At 61.5% G+C, this 21,083-nt stretch carries 19 protein-coding genes; 9 read left to right on the top strand and 10 right to left on the bottom strand.

Features of this window, described 5'->3' with window-relative positions; all coding sequences use genetic code 11:
- The first annotated feature begins 25 nt into the window (after positions 1 to 25).
- The 3 genes from fdhA to BLQ09_RS04560 all read left to right on the top strand — a co-directional run bounded on the left by fdhA (position 26) and on the right by BLQ09_RS04560 (position 3,225).
- Complete coding sequence (fdhA, locus tag BLQ09_RS04570; protein ID WP_092355571.1) at positions 26 to 1,225, top strand: formaldehyde dehydrogenase, glutathione-independent; 1,200 nt, start codon at positions 26 to 28, stop codon at positions 1,223 to 1,225.
- 303 nt (positions 1,226 to 1,528) lie between these two features.
- Positions 1,529 to 2,101, top strand: coding sequence for a DUF2780 domain-containing protein (locus tag BLQ09_RS04565; protein WP_092355568.1), 573 nt, complete (start codon positions 1,529 to 1,531; stop codon positions 2,099 to 2,101).
- A 203-nt stretch (positions 2,102 to 2,304) separates the two neighbouring features.
- Positions 2,305 to 3,225, top strand: a complete 921-nt coding sequence (locus BLQ09_RS04560; RefSeq protein ID WP_092355565.1) for a hypothetical protein — start codon at positions 2,305 to 2,307, stop codon at positions 3,223 to 3,225.
- A 22-nt stretch (positions 3,226 to 3,247) separates the two neighbouring features.
- Here BLQ09_RS04560 and BLQ09_RS04555 read toward each other — a convergent pair whose 3' ends face one another.
- Positions 3,248 to 4,126, bottom strand: a complete 879-nt coding sequence (locus BLQ09_RS04555; RefSeq protein WP_027605973.1) for an acyltransferase — start codon at positions 4,124 to 4,126, stop codon at positions 3,248 to 3,250.
- Between the two features lie 173 nt (positions 4,127 to 4,299).
- On the opposite strand from BLQ09_RS04555, the gene BLQ09_RS04550 reads away from it, so the two are divergent.
- From BLQ09_RS04550 to creD, 4 genes are read left to right on the top strand one after another with little or no spacing between them, the layout of a single operon-like run.
- A complete protein-coding gene (locus tag BLQ09_RS04550; protein ID WP_053131000.1) occupies positions 4,300 to 4,800 on the top strand; it encodes a retropepsin-like aspartic peptidase RloA2 in 501 nt (166 codons plus the stop codon).
- A 9-nt stretch (positions 4,801 to 4,809) separates the two neighbouring features.
- Positions 4,810 to 5,478, top strand: coding sequence for a two-component system response regulator CreB (gene creB, locus BLQ09_RS04545; protein WP_027605971.1), 669 nt, complete (start codon positions 4,810 to 4,812; stop codon positions 5,476 to 5,478).
- Positions 5,478 to 6,917, top strand: coding sequence for a two-component system sensor histidine kinase CreC (gene creC, locus BLQ09_RS04540; RefSeq protein WP_092355562.1), 1,440 nt, complete (start codon positions 5,478 to 5,480; stop codon positions 6,915 to 6,917). The genes creB and creC overlap by 1 nt, the downstream gene beginning before the upstream one ends.
- 51 nt (positions 6,918 to 6,968) lie before the next feature.
- On the top strand, positions 6,969 to 8,342 hold the full coding sequence (gene creD, locus BLQ09_RS04535) for a cell envelope integrity protein CreD (RefSeq protein WP_027605969.1): 1,374 nt from the start codon (positions 6,969 to 6,971) through the stop codon (positions 8,340 to 8,342).
- 186 nt (positions 8,343 to 8,528) lie between these two features.
- Here creD and BLQ09_RS04530 read toward each other — a convergent pair whose 3' ends face one another.
- The 8 genes from BLQ09_RS04530 to BLQ09_RS04495 form a co-directional block, all read right to left on the bottom strand.
- Positions 8,529 to 9,158, bottom strand: a complete 630-nt coding sequence (locus BLQ09_RS04530; protein ID WP_092355559.1) for a glutathione S-transferase — start codon at positions 9,156 to 9,158, stop codon at positions 8,529 to 8,531.
- Between the two features lie 169 nt (positions 9,159 to 9,327).
- Positions 9,328 to 9,510 carry a hypothetical protein gene (locus BLQ09_RS04525; RefSeq protein ID WP_092355556.1) on the bottom strand — a complete coding sequence of 61 codons (183 nt, stop codon included), beginning with the start codon at positions 9,508 to 9,510 and terminating at the stop codon, positions 9,328 to 9,330.
- Positions 9,507 to 10,610 carry a PepSY-associated TM helix domain-containing protein gene (locus tag BLQ09_RS04520; RefSeq protein ID WP_092356081.1) on the bottom strand — a complete coding sequence of 368 codons (1,104 nt, stop codon included), beginning with the start codon at positions 10,608 to 10,610 and terminating at the stop codon, positions 9,507 to 9,509. Before BLQ09_RS04520 ends, BLQ09_RS04525 begins: the two co-directional genes overlap by 4 nt.
- 63 nt (positions 10,611 to 10,673) lie before the next feature.
- Complete coding sequence (locus BLQ09_RS04515) at positions 10,674 to 13,112, bottom strand: TonB-dependent siderophore receptor (RefSeq protein WP_092355552.1); 2,439 nt, start codon at positions 13,110 to 13,112, stop codon at positions 10,674 to 10,676.
- 86 nt (positions 13,113 to 13,198) lie between these two features.
- Positions 13,199 to 14,179 (bottom strand): FecR domain-containing protein, encoded by a 981-nt coding sequence (locus BLQ09_RS04510; RefSeq protein ID WP_092355549.1) that lies wholly within the window; start codon positions 14,177 to 14,179, stop codon positions 13,199 to 13,201.
- Positions 14,176 to 14,694, bottom strand: a complete 519-nt coding sequence (locus BLQ09_RS04505; RefSeq protein ID WP_027605963.1) for an RNA polymerase sigma factor — start codon at positions 14,692 to 14,694, stop codon at positions 14,176 to 14,178. Before BLQ09_RS04505 ends, BLQ09_RS04510 begins: the two co-directional genes overlap by 4 nt.
- Positions 14,695 to 14,794: 100 nt before the next feature.
- Positions 14,795 to 15,502, bottom strand: coding sequence for a 3'-5' exonuclease (locus tag BLQ09_RS04500; protein ID WP_027605962.1), 708 nt, complete (start codon positions 15,500 to 15,502; stop codon positions 14,795 to 14,797).
- A complete protein-coding gene (locus BLQ09_RS04495; protein ID WP_043293577.1) occupies positions 15,499 to 17,421 on the bottom strand; it encodes a putative nucleotidyltransferase substrate binding domain-containing protein in 1,923 nt (640 codons plus the stop codon). The genes BLQ09_RS04500 and BLQ09_RS04495 overlap by 4 nt, the downstream gene beginning before the upstream one ends.
- Before the next feature lie 246 nt (positions 17,422 to 17,667).
- On the opposite strand from BLQ09_RS04495, the gene BLQ09_RS04490 reads away from it, so the two are divergent.
- Together BLQ09_RS04490 and BLQ09_RS04485 are read left to right on the top strand one after the other, a co-directional pair.
- On the top strand, positions 17,668 to 18,114 hold the full coding sequence (locus tag BLQ09_RS04490; protein WP_027605960.1) for a response regulator: 447 nt from the start codon (positions 17,668 to 17,670) through the stop codon (positions 18,112 to 18,114).
- 130 nt (positions 18,115 to 18,244) lie between these two features.
- On the top strand, positions 18,245 to 18,637 hold the full coding sequence (locus BLQ09_RS04485) for a hypothetical protein (RefSeq protein ID WP_027605959.1): 393 nt from the start codon (positions 18,245 to 18,247) through the stop codon (positions 18,635 to 18,637).
- A 252-nt stretch (positions 18,638 to 18,889) separates the two neighbouring features.
- Here the strand turns inward: BLQ09_RS04485 and BLQ09_RS04480 are convergent, their stop codons facing one another.
- Positions 18,890 to 21,067, bottom strand: a complete 2,178-nt coding sequence (locus tag BLQ09_RS04480) for a malate synthase G (protein ID WP_092355546.1) — start codon at positions 21,065 to 21,067, stop codon at positions 18,890 to 18,892.
- Positions 21,068 to 21,083 lie beyond the last annotated feature (16 nt).

Below are 21,083 nucleotides of genomic sequence, written 5' to 3'. Positions count from 1 at the left end.
ATAAAAACAACAGCGAGGTGAAAGCATGTCTGGTAATCGTGGTGTCGTGTATCTCGGCAACGGCAAGGTCGAAGTACAGAAAATCGACTATCCCAAAATGCAGGACCCCCGTGGCAGGAAGATTGAGCACGGCGTCATCCTGCGCGTGGTCTCCACCAACATCTGCGGCTCCGACCAACACATGGTGCGCGGCCGTACCACCGCCCAGACCGGCCTGGTGCTCGGTCACGAGATCACCGGTGAAGTGATCGAGAAGGGCAGCGACGTCGAAAACCTGAAGATCGGCGACCTGGTTTCCGTGCCCTTCAACGTCGCCTGCGGCCGCTGCCGCTCGTGCAAGGAGCAACACACCGGCGTGTGCCTGACCGTCAACCCGGCCCGTGCCGGTGGCGCCTACGGCTATGTCGACATGGGCGACTGGACCGGCGGCCAGGCCGAGTACGTGCTGGTGCCGTACGCCGACTTCAACCTGCTCAAACTGCCGGACCGTGACAAGGCCATGGAGAAAATCCGTGACCTGACCTGCCTCTCCGACATTCTCCCCACCGGCTACCACGGCGCCGTCACTGCCGGCGTTGGCCCTGGCAGCACCGTGTACATCGCCGGTGCCGGTCCGGTCGGCCTGGCGGCTGCCGCGTCTGCACGCCTGCTGGGTGCCGCGGTGGTGATCATCGGCGACGTCAACTCCATCCGCCTAGCCCACGCCAAGGCCCAGGGTTTTGAAACCGTCGACCTGTCCACCGATACGCCGCTGCATGAACAGATCGCCGCGCTGCTCGGCGAGCCGGAAGTGGATTGCGCCGTCGACTGCGTGGGCTTTGAAGCACGCGGTCATGGCCACGACGGCGTCAAGGCCGAAGCCCCGGCCACAGTGCTCAACTCACTGATGGGCGTGGTGCGCGTGGCGGGCAAGATCGGTATCCCAGGCCTGTACGTCACCGAAGATCCGGGTGCCGTGGATGCCGCTGCAAAAATGGGCAGCCTGAGCATTCGCTTCGGCCTGGGCTGGGCCAAATCCCACAGCTTCCACACTGGGCAAACGCCGGTGATGAAGTACAACCGCCAACTGATGCAGGCGATCATGTGGGACCGCATCAACATCGCCGAGATCGTCGGCGTGCAGGTGATCAGCCTGGATGACGCACCGCGTGGGTATGGCGAGTTCGATGCGGGCGTGCCGAAGAAGTTTGTGATTGATCCGCATAAGTTGTTCAGCGCGGCATAAATCCCGGGCACAAGAAACCCAAATGTGGGAAGGGGCTTGCTCCCTCCCACATTTGGGTTTTCGTGTTTGGGATATCTACGGTTGGCCAACGCACTTGGTATACGGTCGTGCCCGTTGGCCGCTTACTCACTGATCCTCCTTTGCTTTCCGAGCTCACTATCAGTCCCCCGGGGTTGCTGATCGATTGCTGCTGACGCGGATTCAGGCCGGCTTATTCCGATGGGGTTGCAGAGGTGCCTGGAACAACCGACGGGATACCCAGTCCAACGCCTGCGTTCACCCCTACATCCAGAGGTTGCTCCAATGAAGATTTCACGCGGTTTCGCCCTTTCCTGCCTGATGAGCCTGGCCGCCACTCCGGTGTTTGCCGCGGGGTTCAGCCTTGGCGATGCGGCCAATGCCATCGCAGGCATGCAAGGGGGCAATAACAAAGCCGCAGCTGCCGCACCGTCGTCTGAAACGGCTGGCCTGCTCAGCGCCCTGACCTCGCAACTGAACATCACCCCCGAGCAGGCCGTTGGCGGTACTGGTGCCATGCTGGGCCTGGCCAAGAACAAATTGAGTGGCAACGACTATTCGCAACTGGGCAACAGCGTGCCGGGCCTCGACCAACTCTCGGGTAACAATGCATTGGGCAGCCTCGGGGCCTTGAGCGGGATGCTCGGCCAGGCCGGCGGCAGCAAGACCAGCGGCCTGGATGGCTTGCTGGGTAACGTGAAGAACACCAATGACCTGAACACCGCGTTCAGTGCGCTGGGGATGGACAGTGGCATGGTCGGCCAGTTTGCCCCGGTGATCCTGCAATATCTGGGCGGGCAGGGTGCCAGTAGCTCCGTGCTCGGCAAGCTGGCGCAAGCGTGGGGCACCGGTAGCTGATACATCCGTCGAAGTCGACGCAATGGCGCTCCTACAATCAGGACGCCTTTGTTTGTCTCGAAATGCCGAGTTTTCCCGCGAAACGTTTTCTGATGAGAGGGCAGGAACCGTAGGAAAGAAGAGCACCACCCAGGACTGTCCTTACTCGCTATCGCAACAAGCGACTGCTGGACGCCAATCCAACTGACTTCAATGGTGCTCTCATGAATTCAACCGCCACGCCGGGACTGTCCCTGCCCTCTCACTTTACCTATGACCGTTATGAGCCGAACCACACAGTTGACGTTGCCAAGAATCAGCGGCTTGGCCTGCCGTCCGGGTTGATCTCGGATTTACGCAATGCCCTGGATGCTGTGATGCATGGCAAGAACCCTGAGCAGGCCTCGAAGCATTTGCTCGCGGACTTGCGCCGTTTACATCAGCACCTCGTGCCGGAAAGGTCGCCTGAACATCCGCGCAACCAGCCACACCAACCGCTCATCATGACGGTCGATGATCTGAAGGCGCAGGCCAAATTGGCGGAGCAACTGCAAAACGATCCGAACCTCAAGCTTGAGAGTTTGCCTGGCAATAGCGGGAAAAAAGGCGTGACGGTCGATGATCTGAAGGCGCAGGTCAAGTTGGCGGAGCAACTGCAAAACGATCCGAACCTCAAGCTTGAGAGTTTGCCTGGCAATAGCGGGCAAAAAGGCGTGACTGACGATGATCTGAAGGCGCTGGCCAAATTGGCGGAGCAACTGCAAAACGATCCGAACCTCAAGCTTGGGATTTTGCCTGGCAATAGTGGGCAAAAAGGCGTGACCGACGATGATCTGAAGGCGCAGGCCAGGTTGGCGGAGCAACTGCAAAACGATCCGAATGTAATAAGAGACCTGGAAGGTCGAAAGGTGGATCTGGCCAGCTGGGACGCACTGACAGAGCATGCGAGCTTCCTTCATGACCATCCAGTCGCGGATAAGGTAATTTGCGAGCTGCGGGCTTTCCTCGATGCTGACCGTTCGGGAAAGGATATTGATCGGTTCGTTGCGGCCCTGCGGACCGACCTGGAAGCGTTCCTTGCGAACACCCAGCGCAGTGATGCTGACTTACAGCTGGAACTCATGGCAGCCCTCAGGAATACGTAAGACGCAGGCACCTTCGGAACGTTTAGCCACGCAGTCGCCGAATACGCTGATCCTTTTCGCTCCAGAGCTGGTTGACCCAGTTCTGGACGGTCTGGCGAAACGCCGGATCATTCTCGTAATCCCCCTGCCACAACGCCGGGTCCAGCTCACGGGTCTGGATGTCGATGATCACCTTGGGCACCGCGCCGCTGATCAACTCCCAGAACCCCGGAATCTTTTGCTGCGGATACACCACGGTCACGTCGAGCACGGCGTCCAGTTGTTCGCCCATTGCCGCCAGCACAAACGCCACGCCGCCCGCCTTGGGCTTGAGCAAGTGAGTGAATGGCGAAGCCTGCTGCTTGCGCTTGGCCTCGCTGAACCGCGTGCCTTCGAGGTAATTGACCACGGTCACCGGCTGGCGCTTGAACAGCTCGCACGCCTCCTTGGTGATCTTCAAGTCCTGCCCTGCCAGCTCCGGGTGTTTGGCCAGGAACGCCTTGGTGTAGCGCTTCATGAACGGGTAATCCAGGGCCCACCAGGCCAGGCCCAGGAAGGGCACCCAGATCAGCTCTTTTTTCAGGAAGAATTTGAAGAACGGCGTGCGGCGGTTGAGGGCCTGGATCAGCGCCGGGATGTCCACCCAGGATTGATGGTTGCTGATCACCAGATAGCTGGTGTCGCCGCGCAGCTCATCACCGCCGCGAATGTCCCATTGGGTGGGGATGCACAAGGCGAAAATAAGCTTGTCGATCTCGGCCCAGGTCTCGGCGATCCACATCACCGCCCATGAGGCGTAGTCCCGATAACGACCGGGTGCCACCAGTTTGAGCAGGGCAAACACCAGCAGCGGCCCGATCAGGACGAGGGTGTTGAGCAACAGCAGCAGTGAAACCAAACAGCCGGTGAGCAGGCGGCGCATAAGTAACTCTTGGAATCGTGTGGGCGGGCCATCATAAGCAAGCTGAGTCTAGAGGCCAAATCGCAAATGGCCGTACGAATGTTTCACAATGTGCCGGTTATGGTGGGCGTGACTAACTAAGTGCTGTCTTTGCGGTCTAGAATCCGCCTACTTCTTTCCGAGGAAATCACTTCGTGAAACTGCTTCTTGCCTCCCTCGCCCTGGCTGCCCTGCCTGTCATGGCCGCCGAGCCGACCCTTTACGGTCGCTACGAATACATCCAGTTGCCGGAAATCGGCGAAACCTTCAAGGCCAAGATGGACACCGGCGCGCTGACCGCTTCGCTGTCGGCCCGTGACATCGAGACCTTCACCCGTGACGGTGACGACTGGGTGCGCTTCCGCCTCGGCGGCAAGGACGCCACCAACAAGGTCTACGAACACAAGGTGTCGCGCATCAGCAAGATCAAGAGCCGCGCCGATGAAGACGACGACAAGGACGAAGCCACTGTGGCCAAACGCCCGGTCATCGACCTGGAAATGTGCCTGGGCAACGTCAAGCGTACCGTCGAGGTCAACCTCACCGACCGCAGCAGCTTCAATTACCCGTTGCTGATCGGCGCCAAGGCCTTGCGTGAATTTGGCGCAGCAGTAAACCCGGCCCGTCGCTACACTGCCGACAAACCGGACTGCTGATTTGAACCCATGCCCCACATCCTGATTGTCGAAGACGAAGCGGCGATAGCCGACACGCTGATATTCGCCCTGCAAGGCGAGGGCTTTACCACCACCTGGCTGAGCCTCGGCCAGGAGGCGTTGGCCCATCAGCGCCAGACCCCCGCCGACCTGATCATCCTCGACATCGGCCTGCCGGACATCAGCGGTTTTGAAACCTGCAAGCAATTGCGCCGTTTCAGTGAAGTGCCGGTGATGTTCCTCAGCGCGCGGGATGGCGAGATCGACCGCGTGGTGGGGCTGGAGATCGGCGCCGACGATTACGTGGTCAAGCCGTTCAGCCCACGGGAAGTGGCGGCGCGGGTGCGGGCGATCCTCAAGCGCGTCGGCCCCGGTGTGGCGCCGGCGCTGTTCCAGGTCGATCTGGAGCGCATGCAGATCAGCTATCGCGGCCAACCCCTGAGCCTGACCCGGCATGAATTCCGCCTGCTGCAAAGCCTGCTGGAGCAACCCGAGCGGGTGTTCAGCCGCGAGCAGTTGCTGGACGCGGTGGGCGTGGCGGCCGACGCCGGTTACGAGCGCAATATCGACAGCCATATCAAGAGCCTGCGCAGCAAGTTACGCAGCGTGGCCGCCGATGCCGAGCCGATCCAGACCCATCGCGGCCTCGGCTACAGCTACAGCCCGAGCAACAGCTGATGCGCCTGGGGCTGCGGATTTTCCTGGTGTATGCGCTGTTTATCGGCCTCACCGGTTACTTCGTGCTCAGCACGGTGATGAAGGAAATCCGTCCCGGCGTGCGCCAGTCCACCGAAGAAACCCTGGTGGACACCGCCAACCTGCTGGCCGAAATCCTGCGCGAAGACGTGAAGCACGGCACCCTCGGCCAGAGCCACTGGCCCGAATTGCTCAAGGCCTATGGCAACCGCCAGCCCGGCGCGACCATCTGGGGCTTGCCGAAAAACCAGGTCAACCACCGTATCTACGTGACCGACGCCAAGGGCACCGTGCTGCTCGACTCCACGGGCGAAGCCGTGGGCCAGGACTACTCGAAGTGGAACGACGTCTACCTGACCCTGCGCGGCGAATACGGCGCGCGCTCCACTCGCAGTGCAGCGGATGACCCCACCTCATCGGTGATGCACGTCGGCGCGCCGATCCGCGATAACGGGCAGATCATCGGCGTGGTCACCGTGGCCAAGCCCAACAGCTCGTTGCAGCCGTATGTCGACCGCACTGAGCGCCGCCTGCTGTGGTACGGCGCGGGCCTGGTCATCCTCGGCCTGTTGCTCGGTGCGTTGCTGTCGTGGTGGCTGAGCGTTGCACTGCGTCGCCTGACCGCCTACGCCGAAGCCGTCAGTGAAGGCCGAAGGGCAGAGCTGCCGCATTATCGCGGCGGCGAGCTGAAGCAGCTGTCCACCGCCGTCGAGCACATGCGCACGCAACTGGAGGGCAAGGCCTACGTCGAACATTACGTGCACACCCTGACCCATGAATTGAAAAGTCCGCTGGCTGCGATTCGCGGCGCGGCCGAGCTGTTGCAGGGCGAGATGAGCCGCGAACAGCAGCAGCGCTTCGTCGGCAATATCGACAGCGAAAGCGCGCGCCTGCAGCAGTTGATCGAACGCCTGCTGAACCTGGCGCAGGTCGAGCAACGCCAGGGGTTGGAGGCGCAGGCGAGCATCCCGCTGGCGGCCTTGGTCGACGATGTACTCAACGCCCAGTGTGCGCGAATCGAAAGCGCCGGGCTGCACGTCGAGCAAGGGATTGCGGCGGATGTGAGGGTGTTTGGCGAGCCCTTCCTGTTGCGTCAGGCACTGGGCAACTTGCTGGACAACGCGCTGGACTTCACACCGCCCGGTGGCGTGTTGAGATTCAGCGCACAGACGCTGCACAACGACGTGCAGGTGAGCCTGTTCAACCAGGCCGCACCGATCCCCGACTACGCCCTGCCGCGCCTCAGCGAGCGCTTCTATTCCTTGCCGCGTCCCGGCAGCGGGCGCAAGAGCACCGGCCTGGGCCTCAACTTTGTCGAGGAAGTCATGAAGCTGCACGGCGGTGCCTTGCAGATCGGCAATGTGTCGGGCGGTGTGCACGTGGTGCTGCATCTCCACACAGTCTCCACATTGCCCACATAAATCCCCCACACAGGCTGCCCAGACTCTCCCCATCAAAACAGGGAGAGACCCATGAACCGCAGCCTGCTTTTCAAACTTGGCGCGATTGCGCTGCTGATCCTGCTGTTGCTGATTCCGTTACTGATGATCAACGGTATCATCAGTGACCGCCAGCAACTGCGCGACGGCGTCCTGATGGACATCGCGCGCAGTTCCAGCTACGCCCAGCGCCTCACCGGCCCGGTGATGGTGGTGCCGTATCGCAAGACCGTGCGCGAGTGGAAGCTCAATGAAAAGCTCAACAAGCGCTACGAGGTCACCCGTGAAGAGCGGGGTCGCCTGTATTTCCTGCCGGACCGTTTTGAACTCGACGGCAAGGTGCAGACCGAACTGCGCGCACGGGGGATTTACCAGGCGCGGCTGTTCCATGCCGACAACCGTATCAGCGGGCGTTTCGAGCTGCCTGCGCAGTTGGGCATCACCGAAGACTTTGCCGATTACCGCTTTGAGCCGGCGTTTCTGGCGGTGGGGATCAGCGATATTCGCGGCATCGAAAATGCGCTGAAGCTGGAGCTGGGCAGCCAGCGCCTGGAGTTCGAACCGGGCTCCCAAGTGGACTGGCTGGGGGAGGGCGTGCATGTGGCATTGCCGGAGCAGGACAGCAGGAAACCGGCTGTAGTGGACTTCGCCTTCGACCTGCGCCTGCAAGGCACCGAGCAACTGCAAGTGGTGCCGGTAGGCAAGACCAGCCAGGTGTCCCTGGCCTCCAACTGGCCGCACCCCAGCTTTATCGGCAACTTCCTGCCGGCCCAGCGCGAAGTGACTGACAACGGCTTCACGGCCAACTGGCAGACCTCATTCTTTTCCACCAACCTCGAACAGGCCCTGCAAACCTGCCTGGACGGCCAGGGCTGCAACGACTTCAACAACCGCAGCTTCGGCGTGAACTTCATCGACCCGGTGGACCAGTACCTCAAGAGCGACCGGGCGATCAAATACGCGCTGCTGTTCATCGCCCTGACCTTTGCCGGTTTCTTCCTGTTCGAAGTGCTCAAGAGCCTGGCGGTGCACCCCGTCCAGTACGCATTGGTGGGCGTTGCCTTGGCGTTCTTCTACCTGCTGTTGTTGTCGTTGTCCGAGCACCTGGGCTTTGCCTTGGCCTACCTGATTTCGGCGAGTGCCTGTGTGCTGTTGATCGGGTTCTACGTGTGCCACGTGCTGCGCAGCGTTGCCCATGGCCTGGGGTTTTCGGCGGGGCTGGCGGCGCTGTATGGCTTGCTGTACGGGCTGTTGAGTGCCGAGGACTACGCGCTGCTGATGGGCTCGCTGCTGCTGTTCGGGCTGCTGGGGACGGTGATGGTGCTGACGCGTAAACTGGATTGGTACGGCGTGGGCAAGCGCAAGGCGGCCGAGCCCCTGCAGTTCGACCTGGAGGCGGTGCAATGATCGGGTTGCGGGAGGATCAGCAAGTGGGGGCGTATTTAGCCGCAAGGATCGTTACATTCCTCAATATCACCACCGTCCAATGTGGGAGTGGGCTTGCCCGCGATAGCGGTGGTTCAGAAACAGATGTGCTGAATGACATACCGCGATCGCGGGCAAGCCCGCTCCCACATTGGGTCGGTGTGAACGTCACACGGGCGGCTGGGTCTCCAGCATCGAAGGCCGCTGGCTGACCTCGGCGTACCAGGCGGCCAGCTTGGGGTTGTCCGAGCGCCAGTGCATGTCCGGATGGCGGAAGTCGAGGTAACCCAAGGCGCAGGCCACGCTGATCGAGGCGATATCGAAGTGGCTGGTCAGCTCGGCGATGGCGTCCTGTTCCAGCTCGGCGAGGGCGCGGTGGATCTTGTTGCGCTGCTCGTCGAGCCACGGCGCCCAGTGTTTTTCCACCGGGCGCAGGGCGGTCTCGTAGCGCACCAGCACGGCGGCATCCATGATGCCGTCGGCTATCGAAGCCAGGGTCAGGCGCCGCCAGCGGGCCGAGCCATCGCGGGGGATCAGCGGGTTGCCGACGTGCTGGTGGTCGAAGTAATCGAGGATCACCCGGCTGTCGTGCAGCACGCTGCCGTCGGCCAGGCGCAGAGCCGGGATCTTGCCCACGGGGTTGTCTTGCACCAGCTGCGCATCGGGGTTGACCGGGGTCGGCATGCAGCCATGCAGGGCGACGCGGTCCTGCTGGCCGGTTTCAGCCAGCAGCACGCGGACTTTACGCACGAACGGTGACGCGGGGTTGTGGAATAAGGTCATGCTGGGAGCGGACATGGGCGAACCTCACAATGGACTGTGGCTAGCCTAGAGGGTTGCGCGGTGGCTGGCGAGGGGGAGTGCGGGTGTTTTTGAGGGCCTCATCGGGGGCAATCCCCACATGTGTCCCGCGTTCGTCATAACCACGCGGTCAACTGTGGGAGGGGGCTTGCCCCCGATAGCGCCCTCAGCCACGCCGCTTGAACAACGCCCAAATGCCAATGGCGGCCGGGATACCCAACCCCACCCAACTCAACGAATCCCACAGCCCATCCCCCAGCAACGCCGCAAACAACCCGGCGGCGCTGAGCAGGCCAATCCCCAGGGGAATGCCAAATACCTTCCAGAAACTCGACTGCCTTGGCTTCATGCCTTGCCCGCCTTGCGCCGCACGATCCACAAGTAAATCCCACTCACCAGCACGACGATGGTCAGCACATCCAGCGCCGCCCAGAGGATCTTCATCGGCATGCCGCCGTAGTCGCCGAAGTGCAGTGGCTGAGACATGCCCATGGCGTCCATGTACCACGGCCGTTCGGCGATGGCGGTGACGGCCAGGGTGCTGGCGTCGATCAGGACCGGCGTGAGCAGGTGCGAGGTCAAGTGTGTGCTGCCCTTCATGAACACCGCGTAATGGTGCTCGCTGGAAAAGCGTGTGCCGGGGAAGGCGATAAAGTCCGGCTGCATGCCGGGCGCGGCCTTGGCGGCGATGCTCAGCAGCTCGCTCGCGGGGGCGCGTTGGGTCAGAGGCGGGGCGTTTTTGTAGGGTTCGATCATCGCGCTGAGGCTGTCGGTGCGCCAGGCGGCGATGATCAAGTCGGCACAGGCGCTGATCACGCCGGTCACGCCCACCACCAGCGCCCAGGTCAACGTGACCACGCCAATCAGGTTGTGCAGGTCGAGCCAGCGCAGGCGCGTGGACTTGTCCTGGCGCACGGTGGCGAACTTCAAGCGGCGCATGAACGGCAGGTACAGCACCGTGCCCGAGACAATCGCCAGCACAAACAGAACGCCCATGAATGCCAGCAGCAACTTGCCCGGCAGGCCGGCGAACATATCCACATGCAGGCGCAGCAGGAACAGGGTGAACCCGCCATTGGCCGACGGCATCTCGACCGCATCACCGGTGCGCGCGTCGAGCATGAAGGTGTGGGACGAGTTGGGCTCGGTCCCCGCTGTGGCGGCCATGATCGCGATCACGCCGTTCTTGTCATCTTCATCCCACGCCAGGTATTGCATGGCCTCGCCCGGGCGATGGGCCTGGGCCTTGCTCACCAGTTGCTCAAGGTCGAGCTGTGGCGTATCGGCAGGCATCTGCGCCAGCTCGGGCTCGTTGCCCAGCAGGTGGTCGATCTCATGGTGAAACACCAGCGGCAGGCCGGTGAGGGCGAGCAGCAGCAGGAACACCGTGCAGATCAGGCTGGTCCAGGTGTGGATGAAGGACCAGCGGCGGAGGGTTTTGCTTTTCATCACGGCTCCAAAGGCAAAAGGGCCGCGGTTCAGGCGGCCCTTCATTGGCGGTTTTCTACCGTCTTAGAATTTGTAATTCACGCTGGCGACCACGTTGCGCTGGTCGCCGTAGTAGCAGTAGAAACCATCGCAGGTGGACAGGTAGTCCTTGTTGAAGATGTTCTTGGCGTCGACGGCTACGGTCACGCCTTTCATGGTGCTGTTCAAACGGCCGAGGTCGTAGTGCACCGAGGCGTCGTACACGGTGTAGGAGCCTACGTGGCCCAGGTCGGTATTGGCCGCGTTGCCGTAGGTGTCGCCAACGTAGCGCACGCCTGCACCGATGCCAAAACCGTCCAGCAGACCTCTGCGCCATGTGTAGTCAGCCCAGCCTGTGGCCTGGTTGCGAGGCAGTTGGTTCAGGCGGTTGCCTTTTTCAGCGGCAGCGCCTTGAGTGATTTCGCTGTCGTTATAGGTGTAGGAACCCACCAGCTTAAGGCTTTCGGTGACGTCGGCACTGGCTTCCAGTTCCAGGCCGCGCACCTGCACTTCACCCACCTGGCGAGTGATGCTGCCCTCGGTGACTGAGGTGTTTTGCTGGGTCAGGTCGAACACGGCAGCGGTGAACAGTGCCTTGGTGCCTGGAGGCTGGTACTTGATACCGGCTTCGTACTGTTTACCTTCGGTGGGTTTGAATGCCCCGGTACTGGCCACTTGGGTGCCTGAGCCGGCCTGGAATGATTCGGCGTAGGACAGGTACGGGGTGATGCCATTGTCGAAGACGTAGCTCAGTGCTGCGTTGCCGCTGAAATGCTTGTCACGCTGAGTGTTGGTTGCGTCATTCAAATTGTGGAAAGTGGTGCCGGTATGCACCCAGTCTTCACGGCCGCCGAGGGTCAGGCGCCAGTTGTCGAGTGCCATCTGGTCCTGGACGTACAGGCCGGTCTGCTGGGTCTTTTGGGTGTAGTCGTACATGGTGAAGTACTGGACCTTGGAGAAGTCCTGCCCGTACACCGGACGGTTGAAATTGATCGTCGGCACTCCTGCAGAGCCCCACAGCCAGCGGGCATCGCTGGTGGAGCGCTGATGGTCGAGGCCCAGCAACAGCGTGTGGTTGACCGCACCGGTTTGGAAGTCGGCCTGGAAGTTGTTGTCGACGGCGAACTGACCGATATTTTCATCGACCTTGCCGGCGGAGCGACTCACGTTGCCGTCGGCGTCGACCGCCACTTCAGGACCATTGGGAAAGAATGCGCCACCGGCAGTGATGCCCTGGAACGACAGATCGTTCTTGGTGTAGCGCAGGTTCTGATGGAACTGCCACGTGTCGTTCAGGCGCGTTTCGAAGGCGTAGCCCAGCGCGTAGTAGGTGCGATCGTAGAATTCCCAGTCCGGATCACCCAGGTTCTTGTGATGGGAAATCTTGCCGGCCGGTGAACTCAGTTTGGTGCCTTGCAATGGCAGGAACTGCCCGGTGATACCGGTATCGTCACGGGTGAACTGGGTGAGCAACGTCAGCTTGGTGTCGTCGTTGATATTCCAGGTCAGGCTCGGGGCGATGTTGTAGCGTTTGTCCGGGATGTGATCCACGGCAGTGTTGCTGTCGCGCACCACGCCGCTGACGCGGTAGAGGAACTTGCCCTCGTCGTCGATCTTGCCGGTGCTGTCAAAGTTGATCTGTTTGTGGTTGTTGCTGCCTGCCTGTACTTCGATTTCATTCGAGCTTTCGGCCTGGGGGCGGCGGCTGACCATGTCCAGCAAACCGCCGGGTGGGGTTTGCCCGTAGACCGAGGATGCAGGGCCGCGCAGGACGGCAATGCGTTCCAGGTTCCACGTGTCGATCTTCGGTGTGGCGTAGTTGCCTTTGGGTAACGGCAGGCCGTCGAGGAATTGGGTCGGGACAAAACCGCGTACCAGCAGCCAGTCACTGCGCGAGTCGGAACCATAGCCGCTGCTTTGCACACCTGCGGTGTAGCGCAATGCATCGTTGAGGTTGAGAACAGAGCGGTCTTCCATCTGCTGGCGAGTGATCACTGTGACTGAGCGCGGCAGCTCGGCAATCGGTGTATCGGTTTTGGTGCCGGCTGCGGTGCGTGTTGCGACATAACCGTCCACCGGGCCCCAGGCGCTTTCGTAGCTGCCTTGGCCGGTGATGTTAGTCACCGGCAGCGCCATCACACCCTCCGGAACCGCCACCAGCGTGTACGTGCCCGCGCTGCTCTGCTCCAGCTGCAACCCGGTGCCACGCAAGGCTTCACGCAGTGCACCCGGTGCATCGAACTGGCCCTGGACCGGGGCCGAGGTCTTGCCTGAGGCCAACGCTGGGTTGAGGGTCAGCGCCAGGCCGGCCTGGCTGGCGATCTGGTTCAGGGTGCTGGCCAATGAAGCGGCCGGCAGGTTGTAGGCGCGCACGCTGGAGGCTTGTTCGGCGGCAATCAGCGCAGTGCTGGCCAGCGGGGCGCTGAGGGCAATGGCCACGGCTAACAGGCTGGGGCGCAACAAGGTGTCTAGCGTGCGGGACATAGGGCGGCTCCTGAATGGAAGTAATTCGCAATTGCCTATGTGCCGAGCGAGATTTCAAAAGTGATAGGGCCGGTGGAAAATATTTTTTATTTGGCCTCAGGTGTCTTGGCGACAACCGTCACCCACCACGGCGTGTGCTGTTCGATCTGCACCGGCAGGGTGGGCAGCAGCGCGTTGAGCGCCAGGGTGGTGTCGTGCAGCGGGAAGCTGCCGGTGATGCGCAGGTCCGCCACGGTTTTATCCACACCCAGATGGCCGGTGCGGTAGCGACTGAGTTCCTGCACCACATCGCCCAGACGGGCGTTGTCGACCACCAGCATACCGCGCGTCCAGGCATCGCTGGCGGGGGTGACGGCCAGTGCGGGGCCGAGGCCGTCGCTGCGCATCAACACTTGTTGGCCTGCCTTGAACACCTGTTCCTGTTGCAGCGCTTCGGGCTGGGCGCCCACCGCCGATTGCAGCACGCTCAGGCGCGTGGCGTCGTCTTCGCGCTTGACGATAAACCGCGTGCCCAGCGCGCGCAGGCTGCCGTCGCGGGTTTGCACATAAAACGGGCGCGCATCGTTGTGGCCGGTTTCGACGAGGATTTCGCCTTCCTGCAACACGATCAGCCGGCGCTTCTCATCGAAGCGCACGTCGATGGCGCTGTGGGTGTTGAGGTTGATCAACGTACCGTCCGCCAGTTTCAGCGTGCGCTGCTCCCCGGTGGCGGTGCGCTGGTCGGCCAGCCAATAGTGGATCGGCACGTAGCGCTCGCCGGCAAACAACGCCAGGCCGCACACCAGGGCAATGCTCGCCAGGCCGCTGCCGAGCTTGCGCACGCGCTGGCGAATGCCCTCGCGCGACTGTAACAACGCTGAGCGCGCCGGGCCCGAGGCCACGCTGAAACGCTGGTCGAGCATGCCCAGTTGGCGCCAGGCACGGGCGTGCTCTTCATCGCTGGCCAGCCATTTGCTGAATTCTTCGCGCTCTACCGCGCTGCCATCACCCGAATCGAGGGACAACTGCCAGGCAATCGCCGCATCCAGCACCCGTGCTGAGACCGGTTTGGCGCTGATCAGGGTCATAGCGGCTCGCCATACAGGGCGATGTAGCACTGGCGAATGCCCTGGGCCAGGTACTGGCGCACACGCGGCACCGACACCCCCAGGCGCTGGGCAATTTCGGCATGGCCCAGGCCGTCGAGGCGGTTATACAGGAAGGCGGCGCGGGCCTTGCTCGACAGCTTGCCGAGCAGGCGGTCGATGGCCTTGAGGTCTTCGAGGATCAGTTGCTGTTCTTCCGGCGATGGGTGTTCGCTTTCCGGGATCAGCATCAGTTCGCTGAGGTAGGCCTGTTCAAGGGCCGCGCGGCGGAAGTAGTCGAACAGCAAACCCTTGGCGATGGCCACCAGAAACGCCCGTGGTTCGCGGGGCTCGCGCAACTCGTCACGCCCGAGCAGGCGCATGAAGGTGTCCTGGCTCAGGTCTTCGGCACGGCTCGGGCAGGCTACGTTGCGCCGCAGCCAGGCCAGCAGCCAGCCACGATGGTCGCGATACAACGCACCAACAAGCTCACTGTGTGGGTTCTGGACCGACGACAAGGCATCACCGAATAAACAAAAGGTTTAAACTAACGAGAATTATTCGCGATTGTGTCAGAGGCGTGGAGCGGGCGCAATTAGCGTCCGTCGGGAGATGACATTAAAACGATGGCGCGTGTTTACGCCGTTTCCATTGGCTCAAACGCTCCTGCAGCGCCTGAGGCGTGTCGATCTGCTGCTGACGCGCGCGGCTGAACAGGATCAGCATCAGCTCCGCCGTGGCCAGGGCATCGGCGCTGGCGTGATGGCGTTCGCCCACGTGCAGGTTGAAGTGGTTGATCCAGTCGTCCAGGCCGGCCTCGCGGATATGCGCCTCGGGGCACAGCAGCGGGGCGATGTCGGCTACATCGAGGAACGGATGGGCCAGGCGATACCCCAGGCTGTCCTTGAGCGCGCGGCCCAGCATGTGTTGATCGAATGGTGCGTGGAAGGCGAGCAGCGGGCTGTCGCCGACGAACTCCATGAAGTCCAGCAGGGCCTCGGCCGGGTCGCTGCCCGCCGCGATGGCGCTGGGGCCGAGGCCGTGGATCAGCACACTGGGGCTGAGTTTGGTGTCGGCGCGGTGCAGGGTGCGCTCGAACAGTTGGGAAAAATCCACTGCGCCGTCCTCGATCACCACCGCGCCGATGGACAGCACCTGGTCACGGTTGAGATTCAGGCCGCTGGTTTCCAGGTCCACCACCACCCAACGCTGGCTGCGCAACGTGCTGTCGCCCAACACTACGGGCCTGGGTAATTGCTCCAGGCGCCGTTGTTGCGTTGTATCGAGTCTGGGCTTGGCCGCGCGCAGCCAGTCAAACAAGCTCACAGCTGATACCGCAAGGTCAGGCTGCTTTGCAGGCGCTGGGCCTGGCGCAGGGATTCGCGCAGGATGCGGCGGTCCAGGTGGTTGAGGCTGTCGGGGTCGACGCGGTTGGAGTACGGCTGGTTCTCGCGGGTCTGCAACTGATGCTGCTGCATACGGGTTTGCTGGATAAAGTGATAGGCCTCTTCATAGGCGGCGCCGTCCAGGGGCTCGATCACTTCCTTGACCACCAGCTGGCGCAGGCGCTCCAGGGTATTATTGGCGTGGATGCCGTTGGCCAGGGCCAACAGGCGTGCGCCGTCGACAAAGGGGGTCAGGCCCTGCACCTTGAGGTCGAGGGTGGCCTTTTCCGCGCCTTTGCGGGTCAGCACAAAATCGCGGAAACGCCCTACAGGCGGGCGCTGGCGCAAGGCATTCTCGGCCAGCATGCGCTGGAACAGCCGGTTATCCCCGACCTGGTCGAGAATGCCCTGGCGCAGTTGCTCACAGCCGCGTTCATCGCCCCACACCACGCGCAGGTCGAAATAGATACTCGAGCCCAGCAGGTTCTCCGGCGTCGCCTCGCGAATAAACGCCGCAAACCGCCGCGCCCATTCCGCCCGCGAGAGGCACAGCTCGGGATTACCGGCCATGATGTTGCCCTTGCACAGGCTGAACCCGCACAGCGCCAGGCTCTGGTTGATCTGCTGTGCCAGGGGCAGCAACCGCCCGCGAATCTCGGCGGCTTCCACCGCGTCCCTGGCTTCGAACAGGATGCCGTTGTCCTGGTCGGTGTACAGCGTCTGCTCGCGCCGGCCTTCGCTGCCGAAACACAGCCAACTGAACGGCACGCCGGGGTCGCCTTTTTCGGCCAGGGTCAGCTCGATCACCCGGCACACGGTGTGATCGTTGAGCAGGGTAATGATGTGGGTGATCTGGGTCGACGACGCGCCATGGGCGAGCATGCGCTCCACCAGTTGGCCGATCTCACCGCGCAGCGCTACCAGGTTCTCCACCCGTGGCGCATTGCGGATGGTGCGGGCCAGGTGCACCAGGTCGACCCGTTGCAGGGAAAACAGGTCGCGCTCGGACACCACGCCGCACAGGCGCTGGTCCTTGACCAGGCAGACGTGGGCGATATGCCGCTCGGTCATGGCGATGGCCGCATCGAAGGCGCTGTGGTCCGGCGTTAAAAAGAACGGCGCCTGGGTCATATGGCCTTCAATGCCCTGGCTGAAGTCGCCGGTGCCGTCGGCCACCACCTGGCGCAGGTCGCGCAGGGTGAAAATGCCCAGGGGCGCCTTGTGTTCATCGACAATCACAATGCTGCCCACCTGCTGCTCATGCATCAGCGTTACCGCTTCACGCAACGGTGTCTGCGGGCTGCAGGTGACCGGATGGCGCATCGCCAATTCGCCCAGGCGGGTATTCAAGGAATATTGGGTGCCGAGGGTTTCCACGGCTTTTTGCTGCACTTGCTGGTTGACCTGGTCGAGCAGGCTGCTGACACCGCGCAGGGCGAAGTCGCGGAACGGGCTGGACAGCGCGAACAGCTTGATAAAGGCCGGCTTGTTCAGTTGCAGGCAGAAGGTGTCTTCGGCGGCTTTATGCTCGGTGCGGGTGGCACGTTCACCTAACAATGCAGCGAGGGGGAAACACTCGCCGGTGGTGATTTCGAAGGTGGCTTGCGTGGCGTCCGGCCGTTCACCCACGACGCGGCCCTGCTTGACGATGTAGAAGTGTTCCACCGGCCCGCCCGACGGCTTGAGGATGCTCTCGCCGGGGCCGAAGAAGCGCAGTTGGCACTGTTCCACCAGAAACGCCAGGTGCGCGTTTTCCATCTGGTTGAACGGTGGGAAGCGTTGCAGGAACTGCAGGGTGCCGTGGATGTTCTGCAAGACAGCAGTTTTTCCCGCCTGGGCGAAGGCATCAGCTTTACTCATAACCATGACCGCAATTTTTTTGTCGTTATCGTCCTGCATGGTCGACTCCTGAGCGGCGGGTGCCCATTGGACGTAAGTCTAGGTCGATGAAAACGCCGCAGAACTAGGGAAAAACCTTACACGACTATCGTCCAAACCCCGTAGAACACCCACTAGGCAAACTTTCCGACGAAGTGCACATTGAACGCCCTTCCGCAGATGTCTGACGAGTGTGCTGGAAGATTGTCGAAAACCGCTGAGAAACGTATGTCCGACCACGATATTTTGAGTGATGCCGAGCGCGAGGCGCTCAGCGCCGTGATGCTGGAGCCTGATTTACCGCCACAACGCGTGTTGATTGTTGATGACGACAAGGACGCGCGTGAACTGCTGGCGGAGATCCTGGGCTTGGACGGTATTCGCTGCATGACGGCCGACAGTGGCGAGGCCGCGTGGGATTTATTGAAGTCCAGCAGTTCCATCGGTTTGCTGATCACCGATCTGCGCATGAAACCCAGCAATGGTCTGGAGTTGATCAAGCAGGTGCGCGAATCCACCCGCGCGGCGCTGCCGATCATCATCATGTCGGGGGATGCCGAAGCGCCGGATGTGATTGATGCGATGCATTTGAGTGTGGTGGATTTTTTGCTCAAGCCGATCGACAGCGTGAAGTTGGCGAAGCTGGTCAAGCGGGAGTTGGGGATGGCGCAGTAGACGGCTGACACCGTTGGTCGGGACTGTCAGATTTCACAGTATCGGCGTTTTAAGTGTGGCCTGTTTAATCGTTGCGAGGGGGCTGGTTGGGATCGATGCCCCTACTTGATGAGTTAAACAGGAGTTTATCATGAGTACTGAAAAACAAACGGTTAGCAAGATTGAGCAGTCCCATCGTGGCTCCGGGTCATCAACCATCACCGTCGTAACGGACGGGCACTCTGAAGGCTTTCACGCGAATTACTTTTCTGGAGATCGATTTTATATTCATATGGAAGTGAATAGCGTGGAGCTGCGTATTCAATACGGCAAGCGCTTGTCGGATGGACTGAATGAACTGCCAGCGGGGTCTTTTGGTCTCGAGTACAAGAGTCCGGCAGGCGCAGATTTTGACAATGTAACCGGTGGAACAATCAGCGTGACTGTTACCGGTGGAACCTTTAAGGGTGAGCTGAAAAATGTGACCGTTACCGGGTCGGGTGGAACTGCGACGTTCTATGGTAAATATGATATGACGGTCTAGTTATTAGCTTTTTTCAATGTAAATAAAGAGTCCTTATCTTCAGGGCTCTTTATATTCAGCAGTTATTTATGAGGTTTTGGATTAAGCAAGTCAGTTGCTGGGGTTGCAAAGTTTCTAATCGACCTGCGGTCTCTGATTCAAGCTGGTCTTGATAATAGGCAATTCTGATTGAGTGCCGCGATTAAATAATGGTGGATATCAAGACCGAAGCCCTGATCGAGTGATCAGGGCTTCGGCATTGCTAGCTTTTACTCAAAGGCCATTCCTGGCCTTGAACTCCCGACGCCGACGGTGCAACACCGGCTCGGTATAGCCATTCGGCTGTTTGGTCCCTTCAATCACCAACTCCACCGCTGCCTGGAACGCGATATTGCTGTCGAAATCCGGTGCCAGTGGGCGGTACAGCGCATCCCCGGCATTCTGACGGTCCACCACCGGCGCCATGCGCTTGAGGCTTTCCATCACCTGGGCTTCGTTGACGATGCCGTGGCGCAGCCAGTTGGCAATGTGCTGGCTGGAGATGCGCAGGGTGGCGCGGTCTTCCATCAGGCCGACGTCATTGATGTCCGGCACTTTCGAGCAGCCCACGCCTTGGTCGATCCAGCGCACGACATAGCCGAGGATGCCCTGGGCGTTGTTGTCCAGTTCGTTACGGATTTCTTCGTCGGACCAATCGGTGTTGCTGGCCAGGGGAATGGTGAGGATGTCGTCCACCGACGCGCGTTCGCGCTTGGCCAGTTCGGCCTGGCGTGCGAATACGTCGACCTTGTGGTAGTGCAGCGCGTGCAGTGCGGCGGCTGTCGGCGATGGCACCCAGGCGGTGTTGGCGCCGGCCAGTGGGTGGGCGATTTTCTGTTCGAGCATCGCCGCCATCAGGTCGGGCATCGCCCACATGCCTTTACCGATCTGTGCACGGCCTTGCAGGCCGGTGCTCAAGCCGATATCGACGTTCCAGTTCTCGTAGGCGCCGATCCATTTTTCCGCCTTCATCGCCGCCTTGCGCACCATCGCGCCGGCTTCCATGGAGGTGTGGATCTCGTCGCCCGTGCGGTCGAGGAAGCCGGTGTTGATAAACACCACGCGTTCGCTGGCCGCCTTGATGCAGGCCTTGAGGTTGACCGTGGTGCGGCGCTCCTCGTCCATGATCCCGACCTTGAGGGTGTTGCGCGGCAGGCTCAGCACGTCTTCGATGCGGCCGAACAGCTCGTTGGTGAACGCGGCTTCTTCCGGACCGTGCATCTTCGGCTTGACGATGTACACCGAGCCGGTGCGGCTGTTCTTGCGTGTGTTGTTGCCGTTGAGGCTGTGGATCGCCGCCAGGCTGGTGAGCAGGCCGTCGAGGATGCCTTCCGGTACTTCGTTGCCGTGTTTGTCGAGGATCGCGTCGATGGTCATCAAGTGGCCAACGTTACGCACGAACAGCAGCGAACGGCCGTGCAGCGTCACGTCCTGGCCGTCGACGCCGGTGTAGACGCGGTCGGCGTTCATGGTGCGGGTGAAGGTCTTGCCGCCCTTGGCCACTTCTTCGGCGAGGTCGCCCTTCATCAGGCCGAGCCAGTTGCGGTAGATCACCACCTTGTCATCGGCATCGACGGCGGCGACGGAGTCTTCGCAGTCCATGATGGTGGTGAGTGCGGCTTCCATCAGCACGTCTTTGACACCGGCGGCATCGGTCTGGCCAACCGGGGTGCTGGCGTCGATCTGGATTTCGAAGTGCAGGCCGTTGTGTTTCAGCAGGATCGCGATCGGCTCGGCCGCAGGGCCCTGGAAACCGATCAACTGGGCGTCGTCACGCAGGCCGCTGTTGCTGCCGCCCTTGAGGCTGACGATCAGCTTGCCGTCGGCGATCTTGTAGCCGGTGGAATCGACGTGGCTGCCGGCGCTCAGTGGCGCGGCTTCGTCGAGGAAGGCGCGGGCGAAGGCAATGACCTTGTCGCCACGCACTTTGTTGTAGCCCTTGCCCTTCTCGGCGCCGTCGGCTTCGCTGATGGCGTCGGTGCCATACAGGGCGTCGTACAGCGAGCCCCAACGTGCATTGGACGCGTTGAGGGCGAAGCGGGCGTTCATCACCGGCACCACCAGCTGCGGGCCGGCCATGCGGGCGATCTCGTCATCGACGTTTTGGGTCGAGGCCTGGAAGTCTGCGGCTTCTGGCAGCAGATATCCGATGTCTTGCAGGAAGGCTTTGTAGGCCACCGGGTCATGGGCCTGGCCGGCGTGGGTCTGGTGCCAGGTATCGATCCGCGCCTGGAAATCGTCGCGTTTGGCGAGCAGGGCTTTGTTCTTCGGTGCCAGGTCGTGGATGACCTTGTCGGCACCGGCCCAGAACTGGTCGGCAGTGATGCCGGTACCGGGAATGGCTTCGTTGTTCACGAAGTCGAACAGGACTTTGGCGACCTGCAGGCCACCGACTTGAACGTGTTCAGTCATTGCTTGCCTCACTCTG

Source organism: Pseudomonas sp. NFACC25 (assembly GCF_900100935.1).
GTDB lineage: Bacteria > Pseudomonadota > Gammaproteobacteria > Pseudomonadales > Pseudomonadaceae > Aquipseudomonas > Aquipseudomonas marginalis.
This window is presented reverse-complemented; position numbering and strand designations above follow the sequence as displayed.